Source organism: Chryseobacterium nepalense, from assembly GCF_023195755.1.
GTDB lineage: Bacteria > Bacteroidota > Bacteroidia > Flavobacteriales > Weeksellaceae > Chryseobacterium > Chryseobacterium nepalense.
The window spans coordinates 1,146,010-1,165,023 of the sequence record NZ_CP096203.1 but is presented as its reverse complement, the minus strand read 5'-3'; the positions used below and the strand labels follow the sequence as shown (position 1 = coordinate 1,165,023).

Genomic DNA, 19,014 nt, shown 5'->3' with positions numbered 1-19,014 from the left:
AAGTCATGAATAAAAAAATAATAATATTATCAGTTATAGCTTTGTCAGGATTATTTTTGAATAGCTGTAATGATGAGTTGGATGTTACACCAACGGCAAGTGTATCTACTCAAGATTTATCTTTATATAATAATGATGAAGGAGCAAAGAGCTTTGTAACAGCTGTATACGCAAAGTTTTTAGATTGGGATATGAGTACCTTCTCATGGATTGGTATTACAAGTATAATTACTGATGATGCAGATAAAGGTTCTTCTCCTGGAGATTCAGGTTCAGATAAAGATTTAATAGATGCTTTAAATATCACACCCACTACGGGATCTTTTAACGAAGTTTGGAGAGCTAACTATAAAGGTATAAATAGAGCGAATCAAGCTCTCAAGTTTATTCCTATGCTTGATCAGGCAAATCCGCAGTTAAGAAACAGATTAATTGGTGAAGTAAAATTCCTAAGAGCATTTATGTACTTTACACTTGTTAAAGGTTGGGGAGGAGTTCCAATTGTTGATAGAATTGCAGATTCAAACAATGAGGAAGATCGTAAGATGTTATTAACCAGAAAATCAAAAGAGGAGGTTTATGCATTTATTGTTAAAGATTTAGAAGATGCAATTGCCGCATTGCCTGCAAAGAGTGCATATTCTGGGGCTGATGTGGGCAGGGCTAGTAAAGGAGCCGCTTATGCCTTGTTAGCTAAAGTTTATTTATATCAGAAAAACTGGCAAAAAGTTTCGGAAAATTGCGATCAGGTAGTAGGTTATTCATTGACTCCAAATTTTCAGGATATATACAAGGTATCTGGAGAAAATAATGCAGAATCTATTTTCGAGATTCAAGGTTTTGGTGGCGCTTCAATGCCTGGTATTCAGCAATATTCACAAGTTCAGGGCGCTAGAGGAGCTGGTGGCTGGGGGTGGGGCTTTAATACACCATCTCAAAGCTTAGTAGATGCTTTCAATGCTGCTGGAGATACTGAAAGAAGAGATGCTACAATTATTTTCAGAAACTCAACATTATACGATGGTAGAGTAGTTCCAGCTACTGTGGAAAACCCGTATTATAATTACAAAGCTTATTCATCTGCATTTACTGGTTCGGATGATTCCGACGCAAATATTAGATATTTACGATACTCAGAAGTTTTATTAATGAAGGCTGAAGCTCTAAATGAAACAGGGCAGACTAATAATGCTGCAACATATTTAAATCAAGTTAGATCAAGAGCAGGGCTTGCAAATACTACCGCTACTACCCAAGCTGCCATGAGAACTGCTATTTGGAATGAAAGAAGATTAGAATTAGCTTTTGAGCATGATCGTTGGTTTGATCTTGTAAGAACTGGACAAGCACAAGCTGCTATGGCTGCAAATGGTAAAACCTTTGTTGTTGGTAGACATGAATTATTTCCAATTCCACAGTCATTTATCGATGAATCAAAGGGAATGTCTCAGCAAAACCCAGGTTATTAATATTAATAATGTATACAGATGAAAAATATAAATTTAATTAAATATATAGCAGCAGCATTTTTATTTAGTATAACTGCTATCAGCTGTGAAGATAGTATTGACAAAGACAATCCGCCAATACCATATTCTTCTATTGGAGGATATCAAAATTCAGACGAAGTAGCATCCGGTAATCTTGTTGCAAAATTAAGTTTCGAAAATAACTTAAGTGATAAAATAAATAATATTACGGGGCAAATGCCACAGGGTGTTGCGTATACCTCAGGTGTAAAAGGAATGGCTTATAATGGCTCTTCCTCAGAAATGAAGTATTCTGTTGCTAATGCTACAACTGCGATTACAGGTCTGAATAGTTTTACAATTGCTTTCTGGATGAAAAGTGATGGTACGGTAGATCCTGCAACTCCGGGACAAGGTAAAGGTGCACAAGGTATTTTTACTATAGTTCGTCCAACCGAATTCTGGGGAGGTATTAATCTATTCTTAGAAAATCCGGATGCATCCAAACCAAACAGGATAAGACTTAAATTGGGTGTTGAAAATAGCAGAACAGGAGTTTCCTGGAAAGGACAGGGTGTTATAGCAAACCTTGATGGATATAAAGGAAAATGGGTTCATGTAGTTTTCGCTTATGATGCTAACACAAGCAAATGCTATGTATATCAAGATGGTGAAGCAGCTAAAAATCTTGACGGATTTGCTTATTCCCCTGCTGGAGGAGAGCTTGGTGGAGCTGCAACATGGTTTGCTTCAGATCCTGGCGGTGCGAGCAATCCAGCCAATGCTCCCGGATACGGTAACTTCCAAATGGGAGGAACGAATGGAAAAGTGGTTTTTGGGTCACACCAATTTGAAACCGTACCACCGCAAAATAACGGATCACAGCAGGACTGGGCAACAAGTTACGCTGGACAGCTGGATGAATTCAGGATATATAATGTGGCTTTGAAAAGTTCTGATGTAATCGCGTTATATAAACTTGAAAAAGACGGAAGATAATCTTAGAAGAGCCTGTAATTAGGCTCTTTTTTTATATATTTGAATATGAGAAAAATGATAGCTTCAATAGTATTCATCGGAATTTTATTAAATTCTTGCTCTTCAGATGATACACCGGCAAGTTCCGGAACACCAATCGGTGGTAATACCGAAACACCCAACAATTATACAGATCCACAACTTATCGAAATGGTTCAGAAAGATGTTTTAAAATATTTTTGGGATTATGCAGAAACAAATTCAAAGCTGGCCAGAGAAAGATACCATACCGATAATACATCTCAGGATGCAAATGTGGTAACTACAGGAGGATCAGGTTTCGGATTGATGACTATTCTGGTAGGAATTAAAAACGGTTATATCTCAAGAGCAGAGGCTGTTTCGAGACTTACAACTTCACTTAACTTTCTACAGAATGCCGACCGCTTCCATGGAGCATGGCCCCATTGGATGAACGGAACATCCGGACAGGTTATTCCGTTTAGTACAATGGATAATGGAGGAGATCTTGTGGAAACGGCATTTTTGGCACAAGGTCTAATCTGTGTAAGGGAATATTTTAAAAATTCTTCTGATACCTCAGAATTAGCACTATCTCAAAAAGCAGACACTCTATGGAAAGGAATTGAATGGAATTGGTATACAAAAGGAGAAAATGTACTCTATTGGCATTGGTCGCCAAATTATAATTTTCAGATGAATATGCAGCTGAAGGGCTTTGATGAAACATTGATTACCTATGTGTTGGCTGCTGCTTCACCAAATTATTCCATAGATAAGCCCGTTTATCAACAGGGTTGGGCTAGAAACGGAAACATTAAAAGTACCGCCACGCAATATGGAATCCCGGTTATTGTAAACCATAACGGAGCAAATGGAACAGTAGGGCCGATGTTCTGGTCACATTATTCTTTTTTAGGCCTTGACCCAAGGGGGCTTTCTGACGAATATGTAAATTATGGAGAAGCAACCACTAACCACGCCAGAATTATGTATCAGTACTGTTTAACAAACCCTAAAGGTTGGCTGGGGTACAATTCAAAAAGCTGGGGACTTACCGCAAGTTATTCAAGAAATACGGACGGATCTACAGGGTATGCTGCTCATCAGCCAAATAATGATTTAGGTGTTATTTCGCCTACAGCAGCACTATCAGATATGCCTTATACACCTACTGAAAGTATGAATGTACTTAGATTTTTATATAATGAAAATTACAGCAAATATATTGGTGTTGCAGGACCATACGATGCATACTCGGTTCATTACAATTGGGTAACGCCAAGATATCTGGCGATAGACCAGGGTACAATCGCGCCAATGGTAGAAAACTATAAAAATCAGTTTTTATGGCAGTTGTTTATGAATGCTCCAGATGTGAAACAGGGGCTTATTAAGCTAGGCTTCCACTCTACACAGTATGGATTTTAAAAAATAAAAATTAAATTATGAAGAGGATAATAGCATCTATCGCTTTAATATCTTTATTCACGGTTTCATGCAAAAATTCGCAAGCTCCGCAACAGCAGACCCCGAAACCTCAAATCGTGAAGAATGATATCACAGATGAACAATTAATGGACAGGGTGCAGAAAGATGCATTAAAATATTTCTGGGATTATGCAGAACCCAACTCTAAGCTTGGACGTGAGCGTTATCATGAAGACAATATTTACCCCGATAACGACAAACATGTCATTACCACTGGTGGTTCGGGCTTTGGTCTGGCTACCGTTTTGGTGGGCGTTGAAAGAGGTTTTGTACCAAGAAAAGAAGCGGTGAAAAGATTAACCGTAATGATGGATTTTCTTGCAAAAGCAGATCGCCACAAGGGAGCCTGGTCACACTGGATCAACGGTGAAACCGGTAAAACAGTTCCTTTCGGCAAAAAAGACAATGGCGGAGACCTTGTAGAAACGGCATTTTTAACATCGGGGATTTTAATGGTGCGCGAGTATTTCAAAAACGGAAATGCCGAAGAAAAAGCGCTAGCCCAAAAATGTGATGATCTCTGGAAAGGAATTCAGTGGAACTGGTATACCAAAGGTGGGGAAAAAGTATTATATTGGCATTGGTCACCCAATTATGGATGGGAAATGAATTTTCCACTTGAAGGCTACAACGAATGCCTGATTACCTATATTTTAGCGGCATCGTCACCGACTTATCCAATTGATGCGGAAACCTATTACAAAGGCTGGACAAGAAACGGAACCTATCTTTCAGACAAAACAAAATACGGACTTCCTTTATACGTAAAGCATAACGGCGCCGAAGAATACGGAGGCCCCTTATTCTGGGCGCATTACTCCTATATCGGTCTGGACCCCAGCAACCTTTCAGACAAATTAATCAAAAATTATTTTGACCTTAATAAGAACCAGGTACTGATCGATTATAACTACTGTGTGGAAAATCCTAAAAAATGGAAAGGATACGGACCAAACTATTGGGGACTTACGGCAAGTTACTCCAGAAATGCCGACGGAACTGCGGGATACGACGCACATTTTCCAAAAAATGACAGAGGGGTAATTACGCCTACCGCCGCACTAAGCAGTTTTCCGTATACCCCGAAAGAATCCATGGATTTTTTAAGGTTCATCTATACGCAGAAACCTGAATTTATTGGCTCTGCCGGACCTTATGATGCAACTTCAATCAATTACGACAACTGGTTTACCCCAAGATATCTCGCAATAGATCAGGGTACCATTGCACCCATGATTGAAAATTACAGAACCGGATTTTTATGGAAATTATTCATGAATGCTCCTGAAATTCAACAGGGATTAAAGAAATTAAGCTTCAGATCAGAAAAATATAATATTAAATAATTTTTCAGAAGCTGTTTCCCGCTTTCCGCACTCGCTATTTTTGGGTTTCTGCGCGGCGAAGCCGCGCGCAGAAACCCAAAAAATGAGCTCAGACAAATGCTACAATCGGGGCTAATTAAAAAGAAATAGTTAAATTGGGAATCCAAAATAGAAATTTCAGATGAAATGTAAACTAAAATACGCTTTGCTACTCCCGGTTTTGTTTTTCATAAAAGCAAATGCCCAGGAAATTAAAGCAGAATTAAATAAAGAAATTAAAAGACAGGAAAAGATTTCCTACATTCTCGATTATCCTCAGAATGCAAAAGGAAATGTTCCGCTAATTGTATTTCTACATGGATCCGGCGAAAGAGGCAATGATCTGGAAAAAGTAAAAGCGCACAGTCCTTTCACCTACAAAAACCTGATCAAGGAACCTGTAGCCATCTTAGCTCCTCAATGTCCTGAAAATACATGGTGGGATACGGTTACTGTATACGCTCTGATCAAAGAAATTCAGGCAAAATATAATATCGATGCTTCCAGAATTTATCTTACGGGACTTTCTATGGGAGGTTGGGGAACCCTGAAATTGGCAATGGAACATCCCGAAATGTTTGCAGCAGTAGTTTCTGTTTGCGCGCCTACGGACAGAGTGATGTATGCCAACATTGATCAGTACAAAAATTTAAATATGAAAATATTCCATGGCGGAATGGACGATGTCGTATTACCGGAAAATGCATTTAATTTTTACCAAAAACTCCACCCGGTAAATCCGTCTGCAGAATTAACGATCTTCCCGAATGACAACCATAATTCATGGGATTCAACCTATTCAAATCCTAAATTGTATGAATGGATGCTGTCAAAAAGAAAAGAAAAATAATCTGGAAATATTTTAAGCAAATCTTTGCTGGGTTAAATGCCTTTGCAAACGAAAATATACAGGTCATTGTAAAGAAAAATTTTTGCGGGCTTCGCGTTTAAAATAAACGAAATAAAAAGAAACTATAATTAAAGAAGATAGATTTATGAAATCGAAGATTCACGAATTCCTTAAAATAATGAAGAAGTTATGAGTAAAAAGTTAATTGTAATCGCCATGTTGGCATTAGCTCCTGTATTTTCTGCACAGGAAATGGTATCTCAGCCTGTCCAGTCTTATCAGACGGCTCAGTATCAGGCTAAAAAGAAAGCTTTTGTAGATAATCTTTTGTCAAAAATGACTTTGGATGAAAAAATTGGACAGCTTAATTTGCCGAGTTCAGGTGATTTTACCACAGGTCTGGCAAAAAGTTCTGATATTGGTAAGAAAATCGAGCAGGGATTAGTTGGGGGACTATTCAATATAAAAGGGGCTGACAAAATCAAAGCGGTTCAGAAAGTGGCCGTTGAAAACAGCCGCCTCAAAATTCCATTGATCTTCGGAATGGATGTGATCCACGGATATGAAACCACTTTCCCGATTCCTTTAGGTCTTGCCTCTTCATGGGATATGAACCTCGTTCAGCAATCTGCAAGAGTGGCTGCCAAAGAAGCTTCATCAGATGGCATCAACTGGACATTTTCTCCAATGGTGGACATTTCCCGCGAACCAAGATGGGGAAGAGTATCCGAAGGCTCCGGTGAAGATCCATACTTAGGAAGCGAGATTGCTAAAAATATGGTGTACGGATATCAGGGCAAAGACCTTTCTTCTGGAAATACTATTTTAGCATGTGTAAAGCATTTCGCATTATACGGTGCCGGAGAAGCGGGCAGAGATTACAATACGGTTGATATGAGTCACGTGAGAATGTTCAATGAATATTTCCCTCCTTATAAAGCAGCTGTAGACGCAGGAGTAGCTTCTGTAATGGCTTCATTTAATGAAGTGGATGGTGTTCCGGCTACCGGAAACAGATGGCTTCAGACCGAAGTATTGAGAAATCAGTGGAAATTCAAAGGGTTTGTAGTGACCGACTATACCGGGATCAACGAAATGGTGGATCACGGAATGGGAGATCTTCAGCAGGTTTCTGCACTGGCGCTGAAAGCGGGTGTGGATATGGATATGGTAGGGGAAGGATTTTTAACGACCCTTAAAAAGTCCCTGTCTGAAGGAAAAGTTACCCAGTCAGAAATCGATATGGCAGCCAGAAGAGTTCTCGAAGCTAAATATGATCTTGGACTGTTCGATAATCCTTACAAACATGGAGATGCTAAATTAGCAGCTAAAGAAGTTTTCAGCCAGGAAAACAGGAATATTGCCAGAAATGCTGCTGCCCAGTCTATGGTTTTATTAAAAAATGAAAACCAGACCTTGCCTTTAAAAGCTACCGGAACAGTGGCGGTAATCGGACCACTGGTAAATAATGCCATCAATATGACCGGAACATGGAGTGTTGCGGCAAAGCATGACAAGTCGGTTAATCTGGTACAGGGACTTCAGGCGAATTATGGTAAAAATGTAAAATTCATTTCTGCAAAAGGAGCTAATATTGATGACAATGCAAAACTGGAAGAAATCTATGCGGCTCACGGCAAAAAAACTGACCGTGACAATCGTTCGAAAGAAGCTTTATTGAAAGAGGCTGTTGAAGTAGCCAACAATGCAGATGTTATCGTTCTTGCTATCGGAGAATCTGCCGAAATGAGTGGTGAATCTTCTTCAAGAACAGAAATTACCATTCCTCAGTCTCAGGTAGATTTATTAAACGAATTGAAAAAAACGGGCAAACCTATAGCGATGGTGCTTTTCACAGGTCGTCCATTGGCGCTTACGAATGTTAAAGATGCTCCTGATGCTATTCTAAATGCGTGGTTCCCGGGTTCAGAAGCCGGAAATGCCATTGCAGACGTTCTTTTCGGAAAAGTAAATCCTTCAGGAAAACTTCCGATGACCTTCCCGAGAAGCTTAGGACAGGTTCCAATTTATTATAATGCAAAAAATACGGGAAGACCGTTGGATCAGAAATTAGTTGACAAATGCGAATACCAGAGATTCCGTTCCAATTATATGGATGAGTGTAATACACCGCTTTATCCTTTCGGATATGGGTTGAGCTATACAAAATTCAACTATTCTGATGTTACAGTTTCCAACGCCAATCCAAAAGGAAATCAAACCATTCAGGCCTCGGTAACAGTTACGAATTCCGGAAATTTTGATGGGGCAGAGGTTGTACAGCTTTACATCAGAGATATGGTAGGAAGTATTACAAGACCGGTAAAAGAATTGAAAGGATTCCAGAAAGTAATGCTTAAAAAAGGAGAATCTAAAAAGGTTACCTTTAGCATCAGTCCGGAAAATCTGAAATTTTACAATGGAGACCTGAAATACGACTGGGAGCCGGGAGAATTTGATATCATGATCGGAACAAGTTCTGAAGATGTAAAACATTCGAAAATCAACTGGACAAAATAAACTTTAAGTCACTCAATTTGAGTGACTTTTTTGTATATTAGAGTAAGATTAAACCACCAGAAAACTTAAAGTAAAACATATGAAAAAAACAATCTTATTCAGTTTGATGTTTCTTTTTTCCTTAATGCCGGCTCAAAAAAAGACTCCGGTTGTAGGAAATGACAGAGATGTTCACGGATGTATTGGCTCAGCAGGCTATACGTATTCCCAGATAAGAAATGAATGTGTACGCGTTTTTGAACAAAAAATCAAGCTCAAAGAAGTAGATTCCGATAAAGGTTACGCTTCAATGACTGCGGTTATTTTCAGCAAAAACATGAAAAAAGCAGAAATATTTATTCCGGACGGCGCCGCAAAAAGTATTATCCTTGAAAGACAAGGCAAAAGCAAAGTGTGGAAAAGCGGAAAGGCAATTAAAGATAGTTATGTATTAATTCCTTACAAGAAAAAAGGATATCAGATTAAGAAAAATGATGTAGTAATTTATCATTAATAAACACAAAGCCATTCTCAAGAGTGGGTTTTATTATTTAATTCTTATTCATTTGATATTTTGTAACATGATTCAGTCGCAAAAAACGATTTTCAACTCTCAAGGAAAAACCCTATTTTTGCATAGCTAAAAAGTAAAAGAAAGAATGAATTCCTACAAAAATCCATTGGAAGAACGCTATTCCAGCGAAGAAATGTTGTTTAACTTCTCTCACAACAATAAATTCCAGAACTGGAGAAAGCTTTGGATTGCCCTTGCTGAAATCGAAAAAGACCTTGGTCTTGAAATCACAGACGAGCAAATTGCTGAGTTGAAAGCCAATGCAGAAAATATCGATTACGAAAAAGCAGCTGAATATGAGAAAAAATTCCGTCATGATGTAATGGCTCACGTTCACGCTTATGGTGATGTGGCACCTTCAGCCAAAGGAATTATTCACTTGGGAGCAACTTCGGCGTTTGTAGGAGATAATACAGATTTGATTCAGATTCGTGACGGACTTTTAATTTTAAAGAAAAAGTTGGTTAACGTAATGAAGAATTTAGCAGATTTTGCTATTCAATATAAAGATTTACCGACTTTAGGATTTACACACTTTCAACCGGCTCAGCTTACTACTGTCGGAAAAAGAGCAACGCTTTGGCTGCAAAGTTTAGTGCTGGATATAGAAGAACTTGATTTTTTCTTGGAAACATTAAGATTCAGAGGAGTGAAAGGAACCACCGGAACGGCAGCAAGTTTCCTTGAGCTTTTTAACGGTGATTACTCTAAAGTTAAGCATTTAGACAAAGAATTGTCCAAAAGATTCGGTTTTGAAAAAGTTTTCGGAGTTTCCGGACAGACTTACGATAGAAAAATTGATGCTAAAGTAGTTGCTTTATTAGGAAATATTGCTCAATCTGCCCATAAATTTACCAACGATTTACGTTTGCTTCAGAACCTTAAAGAAATTGAAGAACCATTTGAGAAAAACCAGATCGGTTCATCGGCAATGGCGTACAAGCGTAATCCGATGAGAAGCGAAAGAATCGGAGCATTGGCAAAATATGTGATGTCTTTAACGACGAGTTCTGCAATGGTAGCTTCAACACAATGGTTTGAAAGAACACTGGATGATTCTGCTAACAAGAGATTAACGATTCCTCAGGCGTTTTTAGCAGTTGATGCAATTCTATTAATCTGGAATAATATCATGAACGGAATTGTAGTGTATCCGAACAGAATCAACAAACATATTATGGAAGAGCTTCCTTTTATGGCGACAGAATATATCATCATGGAAGAAGTGAAAGCTGGTGGCGACCGTCAGGAAATCCACGAAGTAATCAGGGTTCATTCCATGGAAGCTTCCAAACAGGTGAAAGTGGAAGGAAAAGAAAACGATCTTATCGAAAGAATTCTGAATGACCATTCATTAAAGCTGGATAAGTCGAAATTAAAAGAAGTGCTTGATCCGAAGAACTTCATCGGTTTTGCCCCCATCCAGACAGAGGAATTTATCAAAAACGAAGTACAGCCGATTATCGACCAGAATAAAGATCTGATCGGACTGGAGGCTGATCTTAAAGTATAATACAATATGCAGTCTTTTGGGCTGCATATTTTATTTTAATCACACCAAATAATCCATATGAAAAAATTACTTTTAGCCATTTTATTAATGCCTATACTTTCTTTTTCCCAGGATAAAGAAATTTTAAAGTATTTTAAATCAAAAGATTCTTTGGTTGGTGTTAAAACTCAAGATGGTAAAATTGTCATTCCGGCTCAGTTCAAAATTTTTTCTTATTTGAAAGACGGAGAATTGGTAAAAGGAGAAACCATTTATTTTGACGGACCAAAACGAGACGAGAAACAGGAAAAAAATGCATGGGGATATGTCTATGACAGAAAGGGGAATTTCCTTTATAGACCTTTCTTTTATGACAACGGAGCCGATTATTTCTCCGAAGGTGTAAGAAGGTTTGTTAAAAATGGAAAGGTGGGATTTGTAGACAGAAACGGAACGGTTATCATTAAGCCTGAACATGATTTTGTATCTTCGTTTAATTATGGATATGCTGCTTTTTGTGACGGCTGTGACTGGGAAAAAACTGAAGACGAGCATAAAGCAATCGTTGGAGGAACATGGGGTATGATGAATTTCAAAGGAGAAATTATAAAGCCTGTTTCAAAATCTGAAAATACGGTTGAAGTTGACGGAAAATATTATCCGAATCCATTCAGATACAATGAAAAAGAGAAGACTATTCTTCAGTTTTTCGAAAAGCAGAACAAAAAAATTTCAGAACTATATTATGTTAATCATTACACAGAATTATCTGAAAATGAAAAGAAATTATTCTTTGAGATCGTAGAAAGGCCAAAGGAAAATTTCCCGTTTTATCAGGTAAATACCTATGATTACAGAAAAGTAGAAACAGGATTGATGTATGATTTTAAATTTCTAATCTCAGAAAACGGCAAAACCATTTTTGCGTTGGATGATGATAATGAAAAGATTTCTTTTGAAAAATGGCTTGAAAATGAAAAGAAGGAAGCCGCGCAATTTCAGAAAGAACATCCGGATCATCCGAATAAGTTAAGTAAATGAAAAATGTTGAAAATGTTAATTCCGTAGGAATGAAATCTGTGTAGGAATTAAGATTTAAACGATATGAATTCCGTAGGAATGCTATTTTTGCAAAAATGATGAAAATAAAATATGCCAAATACCTATACCCAAATTTATATTCAGGTTGTTTTTGCTACAAAAGGAAGAAATATTAAAATTAAATCAGAAGTTAGAGCTGAAATTGAAAAATATATTTGTGGAATATTTAACAATAAGAAACAAAAAGTATTAGCGATTTATGCAAATCCTGATCATCTTCATGTTTTCTTTAGTTATAAAAATTTGCAAATAACAATTCCGGAATTAATTAAAACGGTTAAAATTGAGTCTACAAATTTTATTAATGAAAAGACATTATGTTTTGGTAAATTTTCCTAGCAAGAAGGTTATGGTGCTTTTTCTTATGCAAAAAGTCAGAAAGATAAAGTTGTAAATTATGTATTAAACCAGGAAAAACATCATTCAAAAAAAACTTTCAAAGAAGAATATATTGAAATGTTGAATGTTTTTGAAATTGAATTTAAGAATGAATATTTGTTTGAATTCTATGATGAAGAAAAATAATTTTGTGATTGCAGAATTATTTTGAAACTTCCAATGAAATGAAAATAGCAGTCCTACGGACTGCAAATTTAATTTAAACAGGTTTTCTACACAGCTATGATTCCTACGGAATCACATTAGAAAATTATATCATTCTGTAGGAATGAAATCTGTGTAGGAATAAAATTAAATAATGCACGCATTCCGTAGGAATGCTATCTTTGTAAGATGAAAAGGCGGCGCAGCCACATAAAATTTGAAATAAAAAATAAATCTAATAAAATCTGACATCTAATGTCTCAAAACAAAAGAATTTTCGTAGAAAAAAGAGGAATTTTCGATGTGGAAAGTCCAAAAATTTTTGATGAAGTAAAAGCAGTAGTATCCGAAGTACAGCAAGTAAAAGTGTACAATGTGTACGATATCTTCGGACTGAATGACGGAGAATTTGAAAAAGTAGTCAACAGTACCTTCGTAGATCCCGTAACCGATATTCTGCATGAAGAAAATCCGGCAAAAGGAATTTATTTCGGAATGGAATTTTTACCTGGCCAGTACGATCAGCGCGCAGATTCTGCACAACAGTGTATTGCGTTGCTCACTGAAAATGAAAAGTCTAAAGTAAGAAGTGGTAAATTAATAGAATTCGAAGGAATTTCAGAATCGGATTTGGTTAAAATAAAAGATCTTCTTATCAATAAGGTTGAATCACAGGAAAAAGATTTAACCATTTTAGATATTCCTGCAGAAGAAACACCTTCAAAAGTAATCATCCACGAAAATTTTATTAATTTTGATGATGCGCAGTTAGAAATATTTTATAATTCTCACGGTTTTGCATTAGGCCTGGATGATTTGAAATTCATTCAGGAATATTTTAAATCAGAACAGAGAAACCCTACGGAAACTGAACTGAAAGTTTTAGATACCTACTGGAGCGACCATTGTCGTCACACAACTTTTGAAACACAGTTGTCAAACATTGAGTTTGAAGGACAGTTTAAACATACATTGGAAAAAATTTTCAATGACTATATCGAAAAAAGAAAATTTCTCGGCCGCGAATTAAAACCTATTTCCTTAATGGATTTAGCAACCGTTTGCGCCCGATATTTCCATAAAACAGGTCAATTGGAGAACTTGGTAGTTTCCGATGAGATCAATGCCTGTACGATTCAAATCGAAGCGGAATACGATGGTAAAAAAGAACCGTGGTATTTATTATTCAAAAATGAAACACACAATCACCCAACAGAAATCGAACCTTTTGGTGGTGCTTCAACGTGTTTGGGAGGCGCTATCAGAGATCCTTTATCCGGACGTTCTTTTGTTTTCCAGGCGATGAGATTATCGGGTGCGGCAGATGTACTTGAGCCAGTGGATAAGACATTGCCGGGTAAATTACCTCAAAAAACAATCACAAAGCAGGCTGCAAACGGATATTCTTCTTACGGTAACCAGATTGGTCTTGCGACTACAATGGTTTCTGAAATTTATGATGAAGGCTACAAAGCGAAAAGAATGGAAGTTGGTTTTGTTGCCGGTGCGGTTCCTGTAGATTGGGTAAGACGTGAAAAACCTGAAGCGGGTGATTCTATCATCATTTTAGGCGGGGCAACAGGTCGTGACGGAGTAGGAGGAGCCAGCGGAAGTTCAAAGGAACAGGACGAAACGTCCATCCACACGATGAGTTCTGAAGTTCAGAAAGGAAATGCCGTTGAAGAACGTAAAATCCAGAGGTTATTCAGAAATCCCGAGGTAACGAAATTGATTAAAAAATCGAATGACTTCGGAGCCGGCGGTGTTTCCGTTGCAATCGGTGAAATCGCTGATTCTTTGGAAGTTAATTTGGATGTTTTACCTTTAAAATATGAAGGTTTGAATGGAACCGAACTTGCTATTTCCGAATCTCAGGAAAGAATGGCGGTTGTGGTTGAACCAAAAGATAAAGAAAAATTCATCAAGTTCTGTGAAGCTGAAAACATTGTGGCTGTTAAGGTTGCAAAAGTAACTGATTCCGGAAGAATGCAGATGTTCTGGAAAGGTGATAAAATTGTTGATCTTTCAAGAGCATTTCTTGATACCAACGGTTGTTCAAAAAGTCAGGAAGTTAAAATTACTCACCTTAATGAAGTAAAAGAAGAAAATCAGACATTCAATGAAGAGAATTTCTTAAAAATATTAAGCGATAAAAATGTTGCTTCTCAAAAAGGTTTGCTGGAAATGTTCGATTCTTCTATTGGTGCGACTACGGTTGCGATGCCTTTAGGTGGAAAATATCAGCAGACTCTGATGGAAGGAAGCGTTCAGACATTGCCAATTATCGGGGCAAAAGATATTGAAACGGTTTCTTTGGCAAGCTGGGGTTTTGATGCTGAAATTTCAAAACAGAATTCTTTGCTCGGAGCTTCTTATGCGGTAGTGGAAAGTGTTGCGAAAATCATAGCCATGGGTGGTGACTATAAAAATATCAGATTAAGTTTCCAGGAATATTTTGAAAAATTAGGTCAGAGCCCTGAAAAATGGGGCAAGCCGCTGGCTTCTTTATTGGGAGCTTATGATGCACAGATGAACCTCGGTTTGGCAGCCATCGGAGGGAAAGATTCAATGAGTGGAACGTATCAGGATCTGAATGTTCCGCCAACGTTGATTTCTTTCGCGTGTGCCAACGGAGAAAAGAAAAATATCATCTCTCCTGAATTTAAAAACGCAGGAAATAAAATATACTTCTTCAATCATGTCGCTCAGGAAAACGGACTTCCGGATTATGATGCTTTAAAAGGTATTTATGAATTTATTTTCGAAAATATTAAAGCCGGAAAAATTATTTCTGTAAAAACAGTGAAAGAAGGCGGAGTTGCCGTTGCTTTAGCAAAAATGAGTTTCGGAAACAGGTTAGGTGCTGAAATTACAGTTGATGAAAACGTTTTATTAGCTAAAAATGTCGGTAGCTTAATTATCGAATCTAAAGAAGAATTAAGTTCTGTAAATCTTCAATTGATTGGTAAAGTTGTTTCAGACGAAGTTTTAACGATCAACAATCAGCCAACAACCATCAACAAATTATTAGCAGCTAATACCAATACATTTGAAAATCTTTTTCCAACGGTTGAAAAAGGAAAAATTACGGTTGAACTGGATGAAAAATTAAATTCAGTCAATCCAAGAAATATCATCATTAAAAAGCACGGAATCGCTCAGCCAAAAGTATTCGCGCCGGTTTTCCCGGGAACCAACTGTGAGTACGATACACTGAATGCTTTCGCTAAAGAAGGAGCAGCAATCAGCAGTTTACCTTTAATCAATATCAATCACCAGCTATTGGATGAAAGCATTGATGCCTGGGTTAAAGAAATCAAAACTTCTCAGATTTTAGCTTTCTCAGGAGGTTTCTCTGCAGGTGACGAGCCGGATGGTTCTGCAAAATTCATCGTGAATGTTTTGAAAAACGAGAAAATGAGAAACGCCGTTCATGAACTGTTAGACAGAGACGGAATGATTATCGGAATCTGTAACGGTTTCCAGGCATTGGTGAAATCAGGATTACTGCCTTACGGAAGAATCAAAGATTTGGATGAAAATTCTCCAACGTTGGCTCACAATGCGATCAGAAGACATATTTCCCAGATGGTCAATGTAAAAGTTCTGAACGATGAATCGCCTTGGTTAAAGGGAATGAAAGGTCAGGTTTACACCATCCCGATTTCTCACGGTGAAGGTCGTTTTATGGCATCGAAAGAAGAAATCCAGAAGTTGTATGAAAACGGACAGATTGCAACGCAGTATTTAGATTTAGAAGGAAATATCGCTCACGGAATGCCATTCAATCCAAATAATTCATTATTCGGAATTGAAGGAATAACAAGTCCGGACGGAAAAATTTTCGGCAGAATGGGGCATCCTGAACGTTTTGCAGAAGGTTTGATGAAAAATATTCCGACCGCAAATTATCACAATATCTTTAAAAATGGAGTGGAATACTTTAAATAAGTTGCTGGCTTTTAGCAATTAGCTTTGGCTTTAAAATGTTAAAAATAAATGAATAATAATTCAAATAAACAAATGACTGTCATCAATGGCAGTCATTTTTCAAATCTGGAAGGTTTCTATGAAGAAATTTCCCGGCTTTTCTTAAAGGATGAAGAATGGAAAGTCGGTACACTGGATGGTTTCGATGATATTTTATACGGATTTAAAGGTGGAATTATCTGGAAAAATTCTCAAAAATCAAAAGAAAATTTAGGGTTAAATCTGACTAAGGAATTTTACGAAAATAAAATCAGACAAGGGAAGCCTTTTAATACCAAATTAATTCAGCAAAAGCTAAATGAACTGGTGGATGGAAACGGACAAACCTTATTTGAAATTTTAGTTGAAATTATTGGATCACATAAAAATATTACATTAGTTTTGGATTGATTATTTGATTAGAATAACGATTGGTATTAATAATGTTGTGCTGAGCCTGCCGAAGCATCTTAATAATCTTCAACTTTTTAATCAAAATCTTATTGGTTTAATTTAATTAAAAAAATCATCAATGCCTAATCTGTTTTCCTACGGAACACTGCAAAAAGAACAAGTCCAAATCGAAACTTTCGGAAGAATTTTACAAGGACAAAAAGACATTCTCAAAGGCTACAAGCTTAAAATGCTGGAAATTAAAGATCCTGAAGTTTTACGGAAAAGTAAGGAAAAATATCATCCGATTCTGGAATTTTCAGGAAATCCGGAAGATGAAGTGGAAGGGGTATTGTTTGAAGTTACAGACGAAGAAATTCTACAGGCCGATAAATATGAAGTGGATGATTATAAAAGGGTGGAAAGTGTTTTTAAATCAGGAAAGTCAGGCTTCATTTATGTCGGAAAATAATCTTATTTAAGAATAATAATGAGCTAACTTCGAAGTATATCTGTTAAAACATTTAATTAAAGATGAAGTTTAAATATATTTCCAGTAAATTAAAATTCCTGTAATGACTGATGCCACGGCCAGAAGAAGTACTGCTCCGGCAGAAATATCTTTTATAAAACCAATCCTCTTATCAAATTCAGGTTGAATTATGTCACAAATCCTTTCAATAGCCGTATTAAAGATTTCAGCAGCTAATACGGCAGAGGAAATAATGATAATCAAAACCGCATCAGTTGTAGTAAGTTTTAGGTAAAAAATCAAAAAAAGATTAATAAAAAATGCGGCGGTTTCTATCTGGAAATTCCTTTCACTTTTCACCATCATCAAAACTCCGCGGAAAGCATTGAAAAAACTGTTATGAAGAGGCGGTTTTCGCATAGTGAAAAGATATTTGCAAATATAATTATTTGCTTGAAGAAAATGCTTATCTTTAGTCATTATCAATTTGATACTGTTGATATCGGAAAAGAAACGGAAACAATCTGAATCTTTTGATGGTTGTTAATAACTCTCAGGATTATTCTTTTCCATCTGTTTTCTATTTATTATATTTGTAAAAATTTATTTTTGAATCTATGAAATTTATTATTTCAAGTGGTGAACTGCAGAAAGCTTTGCAAACTGTAAGTGGCGTAATATCAAGCTCTCAGTCGAGACCGATTTTAGAAAATTATCTTTTTGAATTAGACGGAACTCAGGTTACCATTACAGCATCTGATGGCGAGACGACTCTTGTTACTTCTCTGGAAGTAAAGTCCGATGATACCGGTAAATTTGCCGTTCCTGCAAAGATTTTTCAGGATTTTATCAAGACCTACGGAGAACAGCCATTAACGCTTGTTGTAAAAGATAATGCTGAAGGTACCGGAAGTCAGCTTGAGATTTTAGATGAAAAAGATAACTTTGCCGTAGCGTTGGATAATGCAGATGACTATCCGGAGCTTCCGGAATTTGATGCCGCACAAAGCGTTACCATGTCTGCAGGAGTTTTATCTGAAGCACTTACCAACACGCTTTTTGCAACCAGCAACGATTCTCTTCGTCCTGTGATGACGGGAGTTTTATTCCAGTTCGGGGAAAATGAAACCAATTTTGTTTCTACTGATTCCCACAGACTGGTTGTGTATAAAAGAAATGACCTGATGAATGCCGAACCAATGGAATTCATCATGCCGAAAAAACCGCTGAACATTTTCAAAAATATTCTTGCAAGCTCAAATGACGATGTAACGATCGATTTCAATGAGAATATGGCAAGATTTACTTTCGGAAAACATACCTGGATCTGTAGATTGATCGATGGAAAATATCCGAACTATACGGCAGTAATTCCGAAAGAAAACCCTAATGTATTAACGATCAACAGAAATCTTCTTTTGGGAGCAATCAAAAGAGCTTCCATCATGTCGAACAAATCTACCAACCAGGTACGATTTAAATTATCCGCCAATATTCTTCATCTTCATGCGGAAGATACCGAGTATGCAAATAAGGCAGACATGCAGATTCCTTGCGATTATAACGGTGAAGATATCAATATCGGGTTCAGTTCTAAATTCTTAACAGAAATGCTTACCATTCTTGGATCAGACGATATCACCATGAAAATGTCCCAGCCTAACAGACCGGGAATCATCGAGCCTCTTGATGGTCTCGAAGAAAACGAAAGTATCTTAATGTTGTCAATGCCGGTAATCGGGTTGTAGTATTAATTTAAATAAAATATAAGAGGTTTTGATTTTTTCAAAGCCTCTTT

Annotated in this window: 14 protein-coding genes and 1 pseudogene; 14 read left to right on the top strand and 1 reads right to left on the bottom strand. The window is 37.0% G+C overall.

Annotated features, from left to right (window positions below; translation table 11 throughout):
• Positions 1-5 precede the first annotated feature (5 nt).
• From M0D58_RS04940 to M0D58_RS04880, 13 genes and pseudogenes are all read left to right on the top strand, one after another.
• Positions 6-1,469 (top strand): RagB/SusD family nutrient uptake outer membrane protein, encoded by a 1,464-nt coding sequence (locus M0D58_RS04940; protein WP_248393935.1) that lies wholly within the window; start codon positions 6-8, stop codon positions 1,467-1,469.
• Positions 1,470-1,487: 18 nt separating this feature from the next.
• Complete coding sequence (locus tag M0D58_RS04935; RefSeq protein WP_248393933.1) at positions 1,488-2,468, top strand: LamG domain-containing protein; 981 nt, start codon at positions 1,488-1,490, stop codon at positions 2,466-2,468.
• Between the two features lie 45 nt (positions 2,469-2,513).
• Positions 2,514-3,899: a glucoamylase family protein gene (locus tag M0D58_RS04930; protein ID WP_248393931.1), complete on the top strand. Its 1,386-nt coding sequence runs from the start codon at positions 2,514-2,516 to the stop codon at positions 3,897-3,899.
• A gap of 17 nt (positions 3,900-3,916) precedes the next feature.
• A complete protein-coding gene (locus tag M0D58_RS04925; RefSeq protein WP_248393928.1) occupies positions 3,917-5,305 on the top strand; it encodes a glucoamylase family protein in 1,389 nt (462 codons plus the stop codon).
• A gap of 160 nt (positions 5,306-5,465) precedes the next feature.
• Positions 5,466-6,173, top strand: a complete 708-nt coding sequence (locus tag M0D58_RS04920; protein WP_248393926.1) for a carboxylesterase family protein — start codon at positions 5,466-5,468, stop codon at positions 6,171-6,173.
• Positions 6,174-6,362: 189 nt separating this feature from the next.
• The gene (gene bglX / locus M0D58_RS04915; protein WP_248393924.1) at positions 6,363-8,693 is read left to right on the top strand and encodes a beta-glucosidase BglX; all 2,331 of its coding nucleotides are present in this window, start codon (positions 6,363-6,365) and stop codon (positions 8,691-8,693) included.
• Between the two features lie 79 nt (positions 8,694-8,772).
• Positions 8,773-9,186 (top strand): hypothetical protein, encoded by a 414-nt coding sequence (locus M0D58_RS04910; RefSeq protein ID WP_248393922.1) that lies wholly within the window; start codon positions 8,773-8,775, stop codon positions 9,184-9,186.
• Positions 9,187-9,331: 145 nt separating this feature from the next.
• Positions 9,332-10,759: an adenylosuccinate lyase gene (gene purB, locus M0D58_RS04905; protein ID WP_248393920.1), complete on the top strand. Its 1,428-nt coding sequence runs from the start codon at positions 9,332-9,334 to the stop codon at positions 10,757-10,759.
• A gap of 57 nt (positions 10,760-10,816) precedes the next feature.
• A complete protein-coding gene (locus tag M0D58_RS04900; protein WP_248393918.1) occupies positions 10,817-11,779 on the top strand; it encodes a WG repeat-containing protein in 963 nt (320 codons plus the stop codon).
• Positions 11,780-11,890: 111 nt separating this feature from the next.
• Positions 11,891-12,364 (top strand): annotated as a pseudogene (locus M0D58_RS18170) (IS200/IS605 family transposase).
• Positions 12,365-12,637: 273 nt separating this feature from the next.
• Positions 12,638-16,333: a phosphoribosylformylglycinamidine synthase gene (locus tag M0D58_RS04890; protein WP_248393916.1), complete on the top strand. Its 3,696-nt coding sequence runs from the start codon at positions 12,638-12,640 to the stop codon at positions 16,331-16,333.
• 48 nt (positions 16,334-16,381) lie between these two features.
• On the top strand, positions 16,382-16,762 hold the full coding sequence (locus M0D58_RS04885) for a barstar family protein (RefSeq protein WP_248393915.1): 381 nt from the start codon (positions 16,382-16,384) through the stop codon (positions 16,760-16,762).
• 121 nt (positions 16,763-16,883) lie between these two features.
• Positions 16,884-17,216, top strand: a complete 333-nt coding sequence (locus tag M0D58_RS04880; RefSeq protein ID WP_248393914.1) for a gamma-glutamylcyclotransferase family protein — start codon at positions 16,884-16,886, stop codon at positions 17,214-17,216.
• A gap of 69 nt (positions 17,217-17,285) precedes the next feature.
• Here the strand turns inward: M0D58_RS04880 and M0D58_RS04875 are convergent, their stop codons facing one another.
• Positions 17,286-17,636, bottom strand: a complete 351-nt coding sequence (locus tag M0D58_RS04875) for a diacylglycerol kinase family protein (protein ID WP_248393913.1) — start codon at positions 17,634-17,636, stop codon at positions 17,286-17,288.
• Positions 17,637-17,833: 197 nt separating this feature from the next.
• On the opposite strand from M0D58_RS04875, the gene dnaN reads away from it, so the two are divergent.
• On the top strand, positions 17,834-18,964 hold the full coding sequence (gene dnaN / locus M0D58_RS04870) for a DNA polymerase III subunit beta (RefSeq protein WP_169230932.1): 1,131 nt from the start codon (positions 17,834-17,836) through the stop codon (positions 18,962-18,964).
• Positions 18,965-19,014: the final 50 nt, after the last annotated feature.

Bases quoted from the DNA above. Each gene is read 5' to 3' on its own strand.
- M0D58_RS04940 (WP_248393935.1), top strand. From the start codon at position 6: ATGAATAAAAAAATAATAATATTATCAGTTATAGCTTTGTCAGGATTA.
- M0D58_RS04935 (WP_248393933.1), top strand. From the start codon at position 1,488: ATGAAAAATATAAATTTAATTAAATATATAGCAGCAGCATTTTTATTT.
- M0D58_RS04930 (WP_248393931.1), top strand. From the start codon at position 2,514: ATGAGAAAAATGATAGCTTCAATAGTATTCATCGGAATTTTATTAAAT.
- M0D58_RS04925 (WP_248393928.1), top strand. From the start codon at position 3,917: ATGAAGAGGATAATAGCATCTATCGCTTTAATATCTTTATTCACGGTT.
- M0D58_RS04920 (WP_248393926.1), top strand. From the start codon at position 5,466: ATGAAATGTAAACTAAAATACGCTTTGCTACTCCCGGTTTTGTTTTTC.
- bglX (WP_248393924.1), top strand. From the start codon at position 6,363: ATGAGTAAAAAGTTAATTGTAATCGCCATGTTGGCATTAGCTCCTGTA.
- M0D58_RS04910 (WP_248393922.1), top strand. From the start codon at position 8,773: ATGAAAAAAACAATCTTATTCAGTTTGATGTTTCTTTTTTCCTTAATG.
- purB (WP_248393920.1), top strand. From the start codon at position 9,332: ATGAATTCCTACAAAAATCCATTGGAAGAACGCTATTCCAGCGAAGAA.
- M0D58_RS04900 (WP_248393918.1), top strand. From the start codon at position 10,817: ATGAAAAAATTACTTTTAGCCATTTTATTAATGCCTATACTTTCTTTT.
- M0D58_RS04890 (WP_248393916.1), top strand. From the start codon at position 12,638: ATGTCTCAAAACAAAAGAATTTTCGTAGAAAAAAGAGGAATTTTCGAT.
- M0D58_RS04885 (WP_248393915.1), top strand. From the start codon at position 16,382: ATGAATAATAATTCAAATAAACAAATGACTGTCATCAATGGCAGTCAT.
- M0D58_RS04880 (WP_248393914.1), top strand. From the start codon at position 16,884: ATGCCTAATCTGTTTTCCTACGGAACACTGCAAAAAGAACAAGTCCAA.
- M0D58_RS04875 (WP_248393913.1), bottom strand. From the start codon at position 17,636: ATGCGAAAACCGCCTCTTCATAACAGTTTTTTCAATGCTTTCCGCGGA.
- dnaN (WP_169230932.1), top strand. From the start codon at position 17,834: ATGAAATTTATTATTTCAAGTGGTGAACTGCAGAAAGCTTTGCAAACT.